Annotated in this window: 12 protein-coding genes; 7 read left to right on the top strand and 5 right to left on the bottom strand. The window is 45.7% G+C overall.

Annotated elements, in window-relative coordinates; all coding sequences use genetic code 11:
* Positions 1–359: 359 nt before the first annotated feature.
* Positions 360–2,510, top strand: coding sequence for a TonB-dependent receptor domain-containing protein (locus H7R39_RS05415; protein ID WP_185898287.1), 2,151 nt, complete (start codon positions 360–362; stop codon positions 2,508–2,510).
* A 19-nt stretch (positions 2,511–2,529) separates the two neighbouring features.
* On the opposite strand, the gene H7R39_RS11460 is transcribed toward H7R39_RS05415, so the two are convergent.
* Complete coding sequence (locus tag H7R39_RS11460) at positions 2,530–2,658, bottom strand: hypothetical protein (RefSeq protein WP_267454811.1); 129 nt, start codon at positions 2,656–2,658, stop codon at positions 2,530–2,532.
* A gap of 78 nt (positions 2,659–2,736) precedes the next feature.
* Between H7R39_RS11460 and H7R39_RS05410 the strand changes: the two genes are divergently transcribed.
* Together H7R39_RS05410 and H7R39_RS05405 are read left to right on the top strand one after the other, a co-directional pair.
* Complete coding sequence (locus H7R39_RS05410; protein WP_185898286.1) at positions 2,737–3,921, top strand: replication-associated recombination protein A; 1,185 nt, start codon at positions 2,737–2,739, stop codon at positions 3,919–3,921.
* A 388-nt stretch (positions 3,922–4,309) separates the two neighbouring features.
* The gene (locus H7R39_RS05405; RefSeq protein WP_185898285.1) at positions 4,310–5,704 is read left to right on the top strand and encodes an alanine/glycine:cation symporter family protein; all 1,395 of its coding nucleotides are present in this window, start codon (positions 4,310–4,312) and stop codon (positions 5,702–5,704) included.
* 491 nt (positions 5,705–6,195) lie between these two features.
* Here the strand turns inward: H7R39_RS05405 and H7R39_RS05400 are convergent, their stop codons facing one another.
* From H7R39_RS05400 to rsmA, 4 genes are read right to left on the bottom strand one after another with little or no spacing between them, the layout of a single operon-like run.
* Positions 6,196–6,969: a pseudouridine synthase gene (locus H7R39_RS05400; protein ID WP_185898284.1), complete on the bottom strand. Its 774-nt coding sequence runs from the start codon at positions 6,967–6,969 to the stop codon at positions 6,196–6,198.
* Between the two features lies 1 nt (position 6,970).
* Positions 6,971–7,930 (bottom strand): KpsF/GutQ family sugar-phosphate isomerase, encoded by a 960-nt coding sequence (locus tag H7R39_RS05395; protein WP_185898283.1) that lies wholly within the window; start codon positions 7,928–7,930, stop codon positions 6,971–6,973.
* Positions 7,931–7,939: 9 nt separating this feature from the next.
* Complete coding sequence (locus H7R39_RS05390; RefSeq protein ID WP_185898282.1) at positions 7,940–10,090, bottom strand: ribonuclease J; 2,151 nt, start codon at positions 10,088–10,090, stop codon at positions 7,940–7,942.
* Positions 10,038–10,901, bottom strand: coding sequence for a 16S rRNA (adenine(1518)-N(6)/adenine(1519)-N(6))-dimethyltransferase RsmA (gene rsmA, locus H7R39_RS05385; RefSeq protein ID WP_185898281.1), 864 nt, complete (start codon positions 10,899–10,901; stop codon positions 10,038–10,040). The genes H7R39_RS05390 and rsmA overlap by 53 nt, the downstream gene beginning before the upstream one ends.
* 199 nt (positions 10,902–11,100) lie before the next feature.
* On the opposite strand from rsmA, the gene hisF reads away from it, so the two are divergent.
* The 4 genes from hisF (at position 11,101) to H7R39_RS05360 (ending at position 14,058) form a co-directional block, all read left to right on the top strand.
* Positions 11,101–11,856, top strand: a complete 756-nt coding sequence (gene hisF / locus H7R39_RS05380; protein ID WP_185898280.1) for an imidazole glycerol phosphate synthase subunit HisF — start codon at positions 11,101–11,103, stop codon at positions 11,854–11,856.
* A gap of 37 nt (positions 11,857–11,893) precedes the next feature.
* Entirely contained in the window at positions 11,894–12,559 is a 666-nt protein-coding gene (locus H7R39_RS05375) for a purine-nucleoside phosphorylase (RefSeq protein WP_185898279.1), read from the top strand.
* The gene (rlmN, locus tag H7R39_RS05370; RefSeq protein ID WP_185898278.1) at positions 12,556–13,647 is read left to right on the top strand and encodes a 23S rRNA (adenine(2503)-C(2))-methyltransferase RlmN; all 1,092 of its coding nucleotides are present in this window, start codon (positions 12,556–12,558) and stop codon (positions 13,645–13,647) included. The genes H7R39_RS05375 and rlmN overlap by 4 nt, the downstream gene beginning before the upstream one ends.
* A gap of 81 nt (positions 13,648–13,728) precedes the next feature.
* Positions 13,729–14,058 carry a hypothetical protein gene (locus tag H7R39_RS05360; RefSeq protein ID WP_185898276.1) on the top strand — a complete coding sequence of 110 codons (330 nt, stop codon included), beginning with the start codon at positions 13,729–13,731 and terminating at the stop codon, positions 14,056–14,058.
* Positions 14,059–14,072: the final 14 nt, after the last annotated feature.

Raw genomic sequence — 14,072 nt, 5'->3', positions numbered from 1 at the left:
GTTTTATGCTTCCTTGCGGCGGTAAATTTGACGTTAAATTTTGATAAATCTACATAAAATTTGATGGCGGCAAAAATTTGAAAAAGCGAATATTTACGAGTCAAATTTAAAGGTCGAAATCACAGCCAAATAGCTCAATCAAATTTGAGCAAATTTACTGCCGCTGTAAACGCCAAATTTAAAAAATTGCCGCAGTATTTTCGCCAAATTTACGCAATAAGCAAAAATTACTGCGTTTTGACAAACCTACATTTAAATATTATTGATATCTAATTTATTCTTAAGAAAAGAATCGTTAAAATCTGCTTATAATTTAGCACTAATTATCAATATTTATATCTTAACACAAAGGGTATGTCATGGGTAAATTTAGCATCATTGCGGCTACGGTTTTGTTAAGCGCAGCCTCGGCTCTCGCGCAGACTGGAGGAGTGGATAGCAAATTTAAGCGAGCCGATAGCAATGCAACCGGATCTGTAAAGCTAGATATGGTTTCCGTCACGGCAAACAGGAGTGAAACAGACGTCGCTAAATACGCGGGCCAAGTCAGCGTCCTAAATCAAAACGACCTAGTTAAATCGCCGTCCGTTATCGACGCTATCGGCTCGGTGCCTGGAGTGATGCTCGGTAACGACCACGGTAGACAAGTCGGCCAATACTACAACATCCGCGGCTTTGGTTATCAAAGCGAAGCGCGCGTCATCATCGAACAAGACGGCATAAAGCGCTCGCCTTCGCTTTTTTCTAATCAAATTTCAACCTTTCGCGTGGATAACGACTTGCTACAACGCGTCGAGGTCGTAAAGGGCGCTAGCTCCGTGCTACACGGTAGCGGCGCGGTCGGCGGTATCGTTAGTATGAGAACAAAAGACGTGAGCGACTTTATAAACCCGGGCAGCGACTACGGCGTCACGATCGGCCACCGCCAGGAAAGTAATCACATGAACTCGAATCGAGCCGCCGTCGCAGCTAAGCCGATGGAAAATTTCGGCATTTTACTATACGGCAAGCATGTGGATTTCGGCAAGATAAAGATGGCTAGAGACGGCAAGCGATCTGGCGTAAAATACGCGGAAAACGACGAACGCGTAAACACCGTCTTTGCTAAAACAGAGTGGGCTATAACCGACGAGCATGCCTTGGAGGCTAGCGTATTTAACTATCACGAAAATTTTATTAGCGGTTGGCAGTCTCTTTACTGGAGCGAGGCGGGTGCCATACCTACCGTGGGACGACTAAAACAGCGAGACTATAGCGTGATATACAAGTATACTCCGCTTAATAATAGATGGATAAATTTCTCCGCTCAGTACTACAACGCCAAAGCTCTAAATCATAGGGTTAGAACGGGCTTTAGCAGGGGCAATCCCGTCAATGTCGACTACAAAAATAAAGACGACAGGTGGGGCGTCAGGCTCAAAAACGAAAGCCTCTTTGACACCGGCGTGCTAGAGCACAGGCTAGTCACCGGTATTGACTACGAGCATAGAAAAGAGGACGCGATATTTTGGTACAACGGCGAGCTTAGCGACTTCGGTTCGTTTCCGAATTTTTATAAAGACCTCGGTATATACGCGCAAGACGTATTTAGCGTAGGTAGATTCGAGTTTACCCTGGGCGGTAGATTCGATAAATTTAAACGCGGAGTCAAAAAAGGCGATCGCAGCTCATACTCCGAGTCTAGATTTTCTCCAAAACTCGGCCTTGCGTACGAGGTCTTTGATGGCGTAAATTTACTCGCAGGTTATGCAGAGACCTTTAGGGGACCTACTCCAAACGAAACGTCATCGGCCGGCCCGCTAAATCCGCACTACTGGTACATACCAAACCCCGACCTAAAACCTGAAATCGCAAAAGAGTACGAAGTAGGCTTTTCTATCGACAAACAGGGGCTTTTAGCCGATGACGAGCTATATTTTAAGGCTACCTACTACGACGGCAATATCAAAGATATGATAAATTTAAAAGCAAGACCGGACAAAGGCAATCCGCCGTTTGACGCCGAAGCGCCGGGCAGACGCTACGGTATGTACGAAAACGTCGATAACGCAAAACGCCGCGGCATCGAGATCGAGTCCAAATATGCGATAAACAACCTTACATTTTCGCTTGGATACGACCACACGAAAATTTACGACAAAGCGACCAAAAAGATACTCACCGTCTATGCCGACAAGCTAACTTTAGGCGCAATGTATAGATACGAGCCGTGGGGACTGAGCCTCGGCGGCGATATGACGCACTGGTTTAGGCCTAACAACGACGAGAAATACTACGTCGTGCGCGGCCAAAAATACGAAAACGTAGATGAAACCTTTACTATCGTAAATTTTAAAGGCCGATGGGAACCGAAAAATTTCGACAGCCATCTGCTAAACAAGGGGCTAAAAATCAGCTTCGGCATCAACAATATCTTTAACAAAGAGTACATTTTCGCTAACGGCTTAAAAGATACTTCAAGGGTGGGCAAAGGCAGAAACTTCTACGTAGATTTTGAAAAGACGTTTTAAATTTGACGCGGCGAGCGAGCTAAATTTGGTTTAAATTCGGCTCGCTTTCGCCGTTAAATTTACCGTTTTTGACGGCTCGTTTTTGTCTAAATTTGAGTTTGCGAGGGCAGGGCGCTAACGTCAAATTTACCTTTTCTTGCCCGCCCAAATTTAACCCGTTCGCTCCGAAAATCCGCTTCTTAATTTAAATTTGACTATAATGTCTTAAAATTTAAAAGGAGCAAATTTGCAAAATTTCGCCTTGAAATTTCGTCCGACGAGTTTAGACGAGATCTGCGGACAGCGCGAGCTGGTGGGCGTTTTTAAAAAATTTATCGAAAATAAAAAAATCCCGCACAGTATATTTTACGGACCCGCAGGCTGTGGCAAGACGAGCTTTGCTCGCGTCATCGCGCGGTCGATGGAGTATGATTTTTATGAATTTGACGGCGGAAATCTCAAGATCGAGGAGTTTCGCAAAATCCTAAAAAACCACGAAAATGCGCTTTCTAAGCCGCTATTTTTCATCGACGAGATCCACCGCCTAAGCAAAACGCAGCAAGAAGCCCTGCTGATACCGATGGAAAACTACCGCGCCGCCATCATTGGAGCTAGCACCGAAAATCCATATTTCACGTTAAGCTCTGGCATCCGCAGCCGCTCGATGCTCTTTGAGTTTAAGCCGCTTGCGAGCGAGGATTTTGAAAAGCTGCTTGAGCGCGTGAGGGGCGAGGTTAAATTTGATATCTCAGACGATGCCAGAGCCTATCTCGTAAAAAGTAGCGGAGGAGATGCACGCGGGCTGCTAAATTTGCTCGAGTTTGCCGTGAGTCTGGGCGAAGAAATAACGTTAGAGAATTTAAAAACGCTGCGAGCTAACGCAGTTAGCGAAGGCGTTAGCGAGGACGACGTGCATTACGGGCTAGCAAGCGCATTTATAAAAAGCTTGCGCGGTAGCGATGAAAACGCCGTTATGTACTATCTGGCACGGCTTATCGACGCTGGCGAGAGTGCTGATTTTATCGCGCGAAGGATGGCGATATTTGCCAGCGAGGACATCGGTAACGCCAACCCTAACGCGTTAAATTTAGCCGCTAACGCACTTGCTGCCGTTAGCAAGATCGGCTTCCCAGAAGCGCGTATAATCCTCGCTCAGTGCGCGATGTATCTGGCTCACTCGCCAAAGTCAAACTCCAGCTACAAGGCCATAAATGCAGCGTTAGCCTACGTCAAAAACGAGCCGCCGCTAAAGATCCCGCCCTATCTCATAAACACCGCTCCTGAGGCCAAGGACTATCTGTATCCGCATAGCTTCGGCGGCTGGGTAGAGCAAAAATACCTCGAAAAGCCGCTTAAATTTTACGAGAGCAACGGCATCGGCTTTGAAAAAACGCTGGACGAGTGGCTGGTTAAGATAAAATCCAAAGTCTAAAATTTGTAAGGCTTGTAGCTGGCGGCAAAATTTAAATGGCTTACATTAAATTTATGCCGATCAAATTTGCCATGTCGTTTCGTCAAATTTTATAAAAAGCGGCGGGGTCAAATTTGCTGCGTTTTTAGTTTTTGGGTTTTACAGACTTGTTAAATTTCTCGGCAAAACCTCGTAAAACTGCCGTCAAATTTGTAAAGCAACGAGAAGGTTCAGCCAAAATAAAACCCGCTGCCTAAATCAAGAAATCCTTTAAAAATCGTCTGCCTTGTCAAATTTAACTCAAATTTTACCTATATTTTTAAAATAGGCTAAAAAATTTTTATTATTTATTTTAGTTTTATATTTTTTTAAATATACTTGAAAAATTTTAAAAAATAAAGGCAAATCCATGCTCACCGACCTCGTAAGCTCTATAAATTCATTCCTTTGGGGGCCGTATTTCCTCATCGCGCTACTTTGCGGTACGGGGCTTTACTTTACGATTAGGCTTCGTTTCGTGCAGATTTTTAAGTTTAAAATGGGACTTAATAGGCTTTTCGGTAACTTCTCCCTGCACGGCGAAGCGGCGGGAAAATCGGGCATGAGTTCGTTTCAGGCAGTCGCTACGGCTGTTGCGGCGCAGGTGGGCACGGGCAACCTCGTGGGTGCCACAACCGCGCTCATCATGGGCGGACCGGGCGCGATATTTTGGATGTGGTGCGCGGCGTTTTTGGGTATGGCGACGAATTTTGCGGAGATCTGCCTCGCGCAAATTTACCGCACCAAAGACGACAGCGGCCATATGATCGGCGGGCCGGCGTTTTATATCAGTCGCGGGCTAAAGAGCCGCTACGCCAAAGTTTTGGCGGCTTTTTTTGCGCTGGCGATCATTTTGGCGCTCGGATTTATGGGAAACATGGTTCAAGCCAACTCGATCTCGGACGGCTTTAAGGGCGCGTTTGGCATACCGCAGTGGGCGAGCGGACTATTTTTGGCGGCGATTTGCGCTATGATCTTTATCGGCGGCGTCAAAGCCATTGCCAGAGTCGCCGAAAAGATTGTGCCTATCATGGCGATCCTCTACGTCGCGGTCGGACTTGTGATCATTTGCTTTAATCTTGATAAAATTCCCGGCGTCATAGCGCTTATATTTGAAGCCGCGTTTAATCCGTCCGCAGCTTGGGGCGGCGCGACCGGAGCCACGATAGCTACGGCGATGAGATACGGTATCGCGCGCGGACTGTTTTCAAACGAAGCGGGCATGGGCTCAACCCCTCACGCGCACGCCGCGGCTAACGTCAAACACCCGGTAGATCAGGCGGTGCTCGGCATCATGAGCGTGTTCGTCGATACATTTATCGTCCTAAATATCACCGTTTTCGTCGTGCTTAGCGCCGACGTGATACATTTTGAAAACGGCAAAGCCGTGCTAACTGGCATCTCGCTCGTACAAGAGGCCTTTTCGACGCATGTTTTGGGGCACGCTGGCGGCTATGGATTCGTGGCGATTTGCTTGTTTTTCTTTGCGTTTACGACGATTTTGGGCTGGTACTATTTCGCAGAGATCAACGTGCGTTACCTTTTTGGAGCCAAATTCGTGCGAATTTTGCAGATATTTGTCGTCGGATTCGTCTTTGCTGGCAGCTTGCTAAAGATAAATTTCGTCTGGGAGCTAGCCGATATGTTTAACGGCCTCATGGTGCTTCCAAACCTGATCGCCATCATCGCGCTTAGTCCCGTCGTGGTTAAGCTTTTAAAGGATCACGACAAAGGCAAAGAATACGATCCAAAAAATTACATTTAGGATAAATTTCACTCCGAGAACTTAAAATTTATAGTAGTTATAACTATTGTAAATTTTAAGTATTTTTTATTTAAGTTTTTATTGTATTTTTCGACTTTTTAATCAAATTTTGAAGCATGTTGTATAAATATAGACGCTTTTATTCGTCCCTTAAAGCAAAATATAAGGCAAGTCAAAATAACTAGTAGGCAATATTATACCAACACCGATAACTATTACTACTCCACAAAATAGAATAGAACAGTATTAACAAAAATATAAAATAGAACAAATTATCTTTGTATTATGCTCGGCTTTACTGTCTCGAGATAGGGCAACCACACTAACAGTAATCGACTCTACTAAAAAGTATTGGATCAACAGAACCTACTTATCCCCTCTCCATGTTTGTATTGAGCTCTGTTGAGCCTTTTTAGTATGATTTTATAAATTCATAAGCAGCTTGCCTTTATTTAGACAATTAAGCTGCTAGAATATTTTGAATATAGGGGCTAGTATCTAACGTTATTAACCTTCAAAAAATCCCTCAGCGCTTCGTATTCGCCACTTTCAAAATATCGCCATTTACCGGGCTTTAGCATGCCAAGATCTACGCGACCGAAACTAACGCGTTTTAGATCCATCACCTCAAGGTCGAAATAGCCAAAAAAGCGGCGTAGCTCACGGTTTTGTCCCTCGTTTATCACGACTTTTAGCTTCGTAAAGCCGCCGCTCGAGCCAAAAATTTTATAGTCCAAAAACGGCTTAAATTCCATCGATTTTATCGCAGTTTTAGCATGCGCGCCCTTGGTGGCGTCCGCAGCAAAAAAACCCTCGTTCATCGCCGTTACCACCTCAGGCGTTATCTCGCCCTTTACTTTTAGATAGTATTCGCGCTCTACGTCGCTGTTCATCAGCGCAGTAGCGATTGCTGGAGCGTCCGTTAGCAAAAGTAGCCCCTCGCTAGCGTAGTCAAGCCGCCCGATACTAACAAATTTTGCAAACTGACGATCCAAACTATCATAGATCGTTTTGCGTCCGCGGTCGTCCTTTTTACTAACGAGTTCGCCCTTTTGTTTGTGATAAACGATCACGGTAAATTCTTTTTTTAGCCTTACTATGCGGCTGTTTATCTTTACTTTATCCTCTTCGCTAACGCTAGTAGCCAGCTCGCTAACGACGCGGCCGTTTACGCTAACTTTGCCCTGCTTTATTAGCTCGTCAGCCTCTCTACGCGAATAACTCGTGTTATGCGATATAAATTTGTTTAGTCTGCTTTTTTGCATTTTATAGTCCTAAATTTGCAAGGTCGTGTATATGTAAAACACCGACCGGAACGCCGTTTTCTACGACGGCTAGGAGCTGGATCTTGTACCGCTCGATGAGCGCTAACGCATCGATTGCTAACATCTCTTTATCGTTTAGCTCTTTTGGCTTTAGCGTCGCGTATTTGATAGCAGCATCGTTTAGATCAAAGTCCTCTCTCATCAGCGCGCGCCTAAGGTCTCCGTCGCTTAAAATCGCATCCAAAACGTCGTCTTTATCGACGATCAAAACTGTACCGAGTTTGCCGTGCGTCATCGTGTCGATCGCCTGCTTTAAGCTCGCATTCCAGCGTACTATCGGTAAATTTTCGCTTCTCATTACGTCTTTTACCTTTAGAAATAGTCTCTTGCCGAGACTTCCGCCTGGATGAAAATTTGCAAAATCCTCTTTTTTAAAGCCCCGCTTTTCCATCAGACAAACGGCTAACGCGTCACCCAAAGCTAACGTTAGTGTCGTCGAGCTAGTCGGCGCGGCATCTAGCGGGCAGGCCTCTTTGCTAACGTCAAGCTTCACAAAGGCGTCGCTAAATTTACCAAGCGTGCTAAATTTATCCCTCGCCATCGCAACTATCGGCACGCCAAAACGCTGCACGTGAGGCAGGATTTTGGTTAGCTCCTCGCTCTCGCCGCTAAAGCTAATAGCTAGTAGCGTATCATCCTTGCCGATCATACCTAGATCGCCGTGCATCGCCTCGGTCGGATGCATAAAAAAGCTAGGCGTACCAGTGCTAGCAAGCGTCGCGGCGATCTTGGCGCCGACGTGTCCGCTCTTGCCCACGCCCGTGACCACGACTTTGCCTTTGGTTTTGTATAAAACCTCAACCGCTTTTTCAAATTCGCCGTCTAAAATCTCGGCATTTCTCGTTAGCTCGTTAGCCTCTGTCTTTAGCACGTTAGCGGCTATTTTTATCATCTCGCTCATTTTGCGCCCTTACATCAGATATATGATCGGCACGATGGTCGGGTACTTTTTGACTTTTCTAAAGATGTGTTTTCGGATAACCTGGCGCACCTGGCCTTCGAGCATCCTGCCGTCTTTTAGAAGCTCCTCTTTGACGTTGCTTAGATACTGCTCCAGCACGCCCTCCATCTCTTTTCTAAACTCGCCGTCTTGCTTATCGCCCACGAGCCCGTAGCTGATGACGCGAGGCTTATTGATGAGCTTAGCGCCGTGGCGGGAAATTTGCGCGATGATCATCACGACGCCCGCTTCGGCCAAATTTTGCCTATCGATCACGACGTCGTCTGAAATTTGCTTGTTGATTTGGTTATCGATAAATACCTTGCCCGTTTTTACCGTCTTGGCGCGCTTCATGTATTTTTGGCAAATTTCCATCTGATCGCCGTCGCTCATCAGATAGATGTTTCGCTCGTCCACGCCGCAGGATACGGCCGTTTCTTTATGCTTTGCGATATGGTTGTACTCGCCGTGGACCGGGAGGAAAAATTTAGGCTTTATTAGGCGCAGCATCAGTTTTTGCTCCTCCTGTGCGGCGTGACCGCTCACGTGTATCTCGCTAAAGTCCTGATACGCGACGCTAGCGCCTGATTTGATGAGAAAATTTAGCACTGTAGAAACGCTGCTTTCGTTACCAGGAATAGCCTTTGAGCTGATGATGATCTGATCGGTCGGCTTTATTTTGATGTATTTGTGCTCATCCGTAGCCATGCGGTACAGCGCGCTCATCGTCTCGCCCTGAGAGCCGGTGGTGACGATCAGCACCTCGTTATCTTTAAATTTGCCGACTTCGTTAGCGTCGATAAAAATTTTCTTATCGAGTTTGATATAGCCAAGCTCCATCGCCGTATAGAGGTTGCGCTCCATGCTGCGGCCGATGACGCAGACCTTGCGGTTGTATTTTAGTCCCCAGTCGATCGCCTGATAGACGCGGTGGATGTTGGAGCTAAACGTGCTCATTATCACGCGGCCTTTGGCTTTGGAAAATATCGCGTCAAAGGTCTTACCCACGCTACTTTCGCTTTTAGTAAAGCCCTCTCTGTAGCTGTTCGTGCTATCGCTCATGAGGCACAGTACGCCGCGCTCACCGTAGTATGCGAGCCTGCCAAGGTCTGTTGGGTAGCCGTCGATCGGCGTGTGGTCGATCTTAAAATCGCCAGTATGGATGATGGTGCCCGCCTTTGTCGTGATGGCTAGCGCGCTAGCGTCGATGATAGAGTGGGTGATATGTATCCACTCGACCTCAAAGTCTCCTATCAAATACGGCTTGCGCTTTTCGACCGAACGGAAAAGCGAACGCTCCTGTTTTAGCCCGTGCTCTTCAAATTTATTATTTATCATACCGAGCGGTAGCGGCGTGGCGTAAATAGGAAATTTAAACTCTTTGTAAAAGTAGGGCACCGCGCCGATGTGATCCTCGTGTGCGTGCGTGATGATGACGCCTTTTATCTTATCTTTTATCTTGCGTACGTAGTCAAAGTCGGGGATCAGGATATCCACGCCGTGCATACTCTCGCTAGGAAAGCTCATGCCGATATCCACGATGATCGCGCTCGTGTCGGTCTCAAATATCGTCATATTTCCGCCGATCTCGCCCAGTCCGCCAAGAGGCGTGACGCGGATCCTGTGATCGGTCGAGTTTAGGTATTTCATCGGCTCGAGGCGTAGTTCATGGACGGCTTTGTTCGCCTCCATCGCGCTAGCTATATCTTGCTGCCACTGCTCGTTTCCGCTTAGCTTGGCGGGTAAATTTTTCTTAGGTTTTTTCTGTTTTTTAGGCTTAGCTTCAACTGTTTGATTTTCGGCGTTAGCGGCTTGCTTGTTAGCGTTTTTATTTTCGCCTTGCGCGCCGTTTTGGGAGTTTTGTTTATTGTTTTTACTGCGATTTTTTTTGCCGTTTTGTTTGTTAGCGTTAGTATGTTCGCCGTTTTGGGCATGCTGTTCGCCGCCGTCAAAAGGTTCTAAAAAGAAATTATCTATCACGCTTTGACTGGCTTTTTGTTCGCCGTTTTGCGCGTTTTGATCTAAATTTTCTTGTTTATTTTTATTTCTCGGGCGAAATCTGCGCTTTTTATTGCTCTTGCCCTGAGAGACCACCGCTTTTTCTTCGTTCTTGTCGTTCATTATCTTCCTTTAAATTTTTAAATACTTCTAGATAAAGATCGACATTTAGTTCGTGCGGACGGATGTTTGCGCTCAAATTTAACATGCTAAAAATTCGCTCGACTTCAGGCTTATTATAGCTTGAACTCAAATTTTTCATCAGCGTTTTTCTAGGCGCGCTAAAGGCGATTTTGAGGTAAGTTTTAAATTTTTCGTATTCAAATTTACTCTCAAATATACCCGTTTCGCCTATTAAATTTTTACTTTTTTGCAGTTTTATAACCGAGGAAGTCACCTTCGGTGGCGGGTTAAAGCAGCTCGCATCCACGTCAAAAAGCAGCTCGCAGCCGCCTTGAAGCGAGGCTAAAATCGCCAAAGAGCTAAAATCTCTATCGCCGCTTTTTGCGCTAAATTTGAGCGCGACTTCCTTTTGTATCATCACGACCAGGCCGCGACATTTCTCGTCTTCGATCGCATTTAGGATCATCTTCGTAGCGACGTAGTAGGGCAGGTTTGCCGCTAAAAAATACGGCTCGTCGTTTAGGCCGCCTTCGCTCCACTGATCCAGCGCATCTTTGCAAAAAAGTTTCAATCGTCCGTTTTGAATTTCGTTTGCGAATTTTTTCTGCAGCAGCGCAAAAAGCTCGGTATCTATCTCATAGCTAGTTACGCCGCAAATCCGCAAAATTCTAAATGTCAAATCACCTAAGCCAGGCCCAATTTCAACGATATTTTGCGTATCTTTGGGAATCGCTTGGATGATTTTGTTTAGCGTCGCTTCGTCTTGTAAAAAATTTTGCCCGAAGCATTTTTTTGCTTTAATATTTTCCATTTTAACTCCGCAGAGTAGCGAAGCCACTCTTTACGGGCGGGAGCAAGCTCCCTGCACCCACCTAAAGCACACCGATGTTTGCGGCATCGGCGTAAATTTACCTTAAAATTTCGCCGATTTTACCCAAAAATATCTTATGTAATGATTAGATAAGTCAAATTTAGCTAAAATAAAGCCAAATTTTAGCTAAAGAATAGTGATGAATCATTTTGCAAAACGCATAATCCCATGCCTAGACGTCAAAGACGGACGCGTGGTAAAGGGCGTAAATTTCGTAGGTCTCGTGGATGCGGGCGATCCGGTCGAGATAGCCAAACGCTACAACGAGGAGGGCGTGGACGAGCTGTGCTTCCTCGATATCACGGCGTCGCACCTTGAGCGCGATACGATCGTGGACGTCGTAGAGCGGGTCGCGCGCGAGCTTTTTATCCCGCTGACCGTGGGCGGCGGCATACGCACGATCGACGATATCTCGCGCCTGCTAAACGTCGGCTGCGACAAAATCAGCCTCAACTCAGCTGCGATAAAAAATCCGAATTTGATAGACGAAGCGGCGAATAAATTCGGCTCGCAGTGCGTCGTAGTCGCAATCGACGCGAAGAGGACGGGTGATGGTTATAGCGTTTTTATAAACGGTGGCAGGCTAGATACCGGCAGGGATGCACTTGCTTGGGCAAAAGAGGCGCAAGAGCGCGGTGCGGGCGAAATTTTACTCACGTCGATGGATTGCGACGGCGTTAAAAACGGCTTTGAGTTAAATTTGACGAGTATTTTTAGCGCGCTTGATATCCCCGTCATCGCAAGCGGCGGCGCGGGCAAAATGGAGCACTTTAAGGACGCATTTTTAGCGGGCGCAGACGCATGCCTAGCGGCATCGATCTTTCACTTTAGAGAGATCGAGATAAAGGCACTTAAAACATACCTCAGACAAAACGGCATCGAGGTCAGACTGTGAAATTTGAGCTCAAATTTAGCGCGCAAAAGGGCAGGGCGTGATTATCTCAGCGGGACGAAACGAGATATTTCCATTCGCGCTACCTATGGGCGTCGGGCTAGTGGATATGAGCATAAATTTGACAGCGCTTTTACAAAAGCGAGCTATGGTTGATGGTTGCGGTAGATACGAGCAAAATTTGACAGCTAATCGGCAGCTTGACGAGAGGCTAAATTTGATTGATTCGCCTATTTTGCAAAGCGCGAAAACTTCGCAAAATCCGGATAAAATTTTAAACGCACTGCCGAGAGAAATCATTTTTATAGGCTCGGCAGGACTTTACAAGGAAGGTGAAATTTTTGAAATTTACGAGAGCTCGTCTGTGGCAAATATCGAAATTTCAAGCCTAGAAAACAAGAGCTATTCGCCGATAGAAAGTGAAATCGCTTCTATTGTTCCACGTGGAACATGCAAGGTTAATTCATCAAATTTCATCACGACCGACCAAAATTTGGCTCACAAGCTTTTCGATCGCGGATATTTTTTAGAAAATATGGAATTTTTTGCCGTTCTTAAAGTCGCGCAAAAATTTCAAATCCCGGCTTACGGCATATTTGTAGCGACGAATTTTTGCGACAAAAACGCACATGTTGATTTTATAAAAAACCACGAGCAAGCCAAAAAAGAGCTCGAAAACTACCTAAAACAAAAGGAAATCATTTGAAAAATTTGCTTGATTTTACGTTAGACGAGCTAAAAGAACAGCTATCGCCGCCGTTTCGCGCGAAGCAAATTTTCGAGTGGCTATACAAGAAAAACGCGACGAGTTTTGACGAGATGCTAAATTTGCCAAAGGATCTGCGCGCAAATTTGGCGCAGGAGTTTTACCTCGACCCACTAAAATGCGTTAAATTTGAGCAGAGCAGCGACGGCTCGATCAAATATCTTTTTGAGCTCAAAGACGGACTACGGATAGAAAGCGTGCTGCTGCCGATGAAGGAGGAGCTCAGCGATGAAAACGGCGAGGTGGCGCGTCACGCTCGTTATACGATCTGCGTTAGTTCGCAGGTAGGCTGCCGCATGGGCTGTTCGTTTTGCCTGACGGGCAAGAGCGGACTAACGAGAAACCTAACGCCGGGCGAAATAGTGGGGCAAATTTTGTGGATAAAAAGAGAAAATAAAATCCCCTATGAACGCCGCGTAAACGTCGTATATATGGGTATGGGCGAGCCGCTAGATAACCTAGAAAACGTTAGTAAAGCTATAAAAATTTTAAAAGAAAACGATGGGTTAGCTATCGCTCCGCGCCGCCAAACCGTTAGCACGAGCGGGTTAGGCAGCCAGATAAAAAAGCTCGGCGAGATGGATCTGGGCGTGCTGTTAGCGATATCTTTGCACGCCGTTACTAACGAGCTACGCAGCAAACTAATGCCGATAAATAACGCCTACAAAATCGAATCCGTTATGGAGGCAGTGAGGGGCTTTCCGATCGATATGCGTAAGCGAGTGATGTTTGAGTATCTCGTCATAAAAGACATGAACGACGGTATAAAAGACGCTAAAAAGCTCGTTTCGCTGTTACACGGCATCAAAGCAAAGGTAAATTTGATCTACTTTAACCCGCACGAAGGCAGCGAATACGGACGCCCGAACACGGCCGATATGGAGGCATTTCAGACGTACCTACGCGATCACGGCGTGACCTGCACTATCAGGCAAAGCAAGGGCCTGGACATCAGCGCGGCGTGCGGTCAGCTAAAAGAGCGCGACAATCAAACAAGCGGCAAAACGATAGCCAAGACGGCAAAATGACTCTACTTGATATATCCCAGATAGTTTTCGTCTGCATCGTGGTTTTTATAGGGCTCGGTCTAATCATAAAGACGGTTTTTTATGACAAATCCAACCGATGAAATAGCATTTTTAAGAGAGCAAATAGACAGAAATAACGACAACTCGTTTTTCGTTTTACTCTATGATTTTTGCTATTTTGATAAGAAAATTTTTAAGAAAATTCTAAAAATCTGCCTAGAAACCGAGATAGAAGATAAAAATTTGCGTGCCGAAATTTTAGATATTTTACACTTTACGACCTATTTGATGCTCTGTCATCGCGATAAAAAAGATGCGTATAAGATAAAAAATTTCAAAAAAGTAGAAGAAAAATTCGGAGATTATTTTCAAACTATAAGGCAAATCAGTAGAAAATTTATAACACAATAGCGCTAAAGTAAAAC

It is taken from the genome of Campylobacter massiliensis (assembly GCF_014253065.1).
GTDB classification, from domain to species: Bacteria; Campylobacterota; Campylobacteria; order Campylobacterales; family Campylobacteraceae; genus Campylobacter_A; species Campylobacter_A massiliensis.
This window is presented reverse-complemented; position numbering and strand designations above follow the sequence as displayed.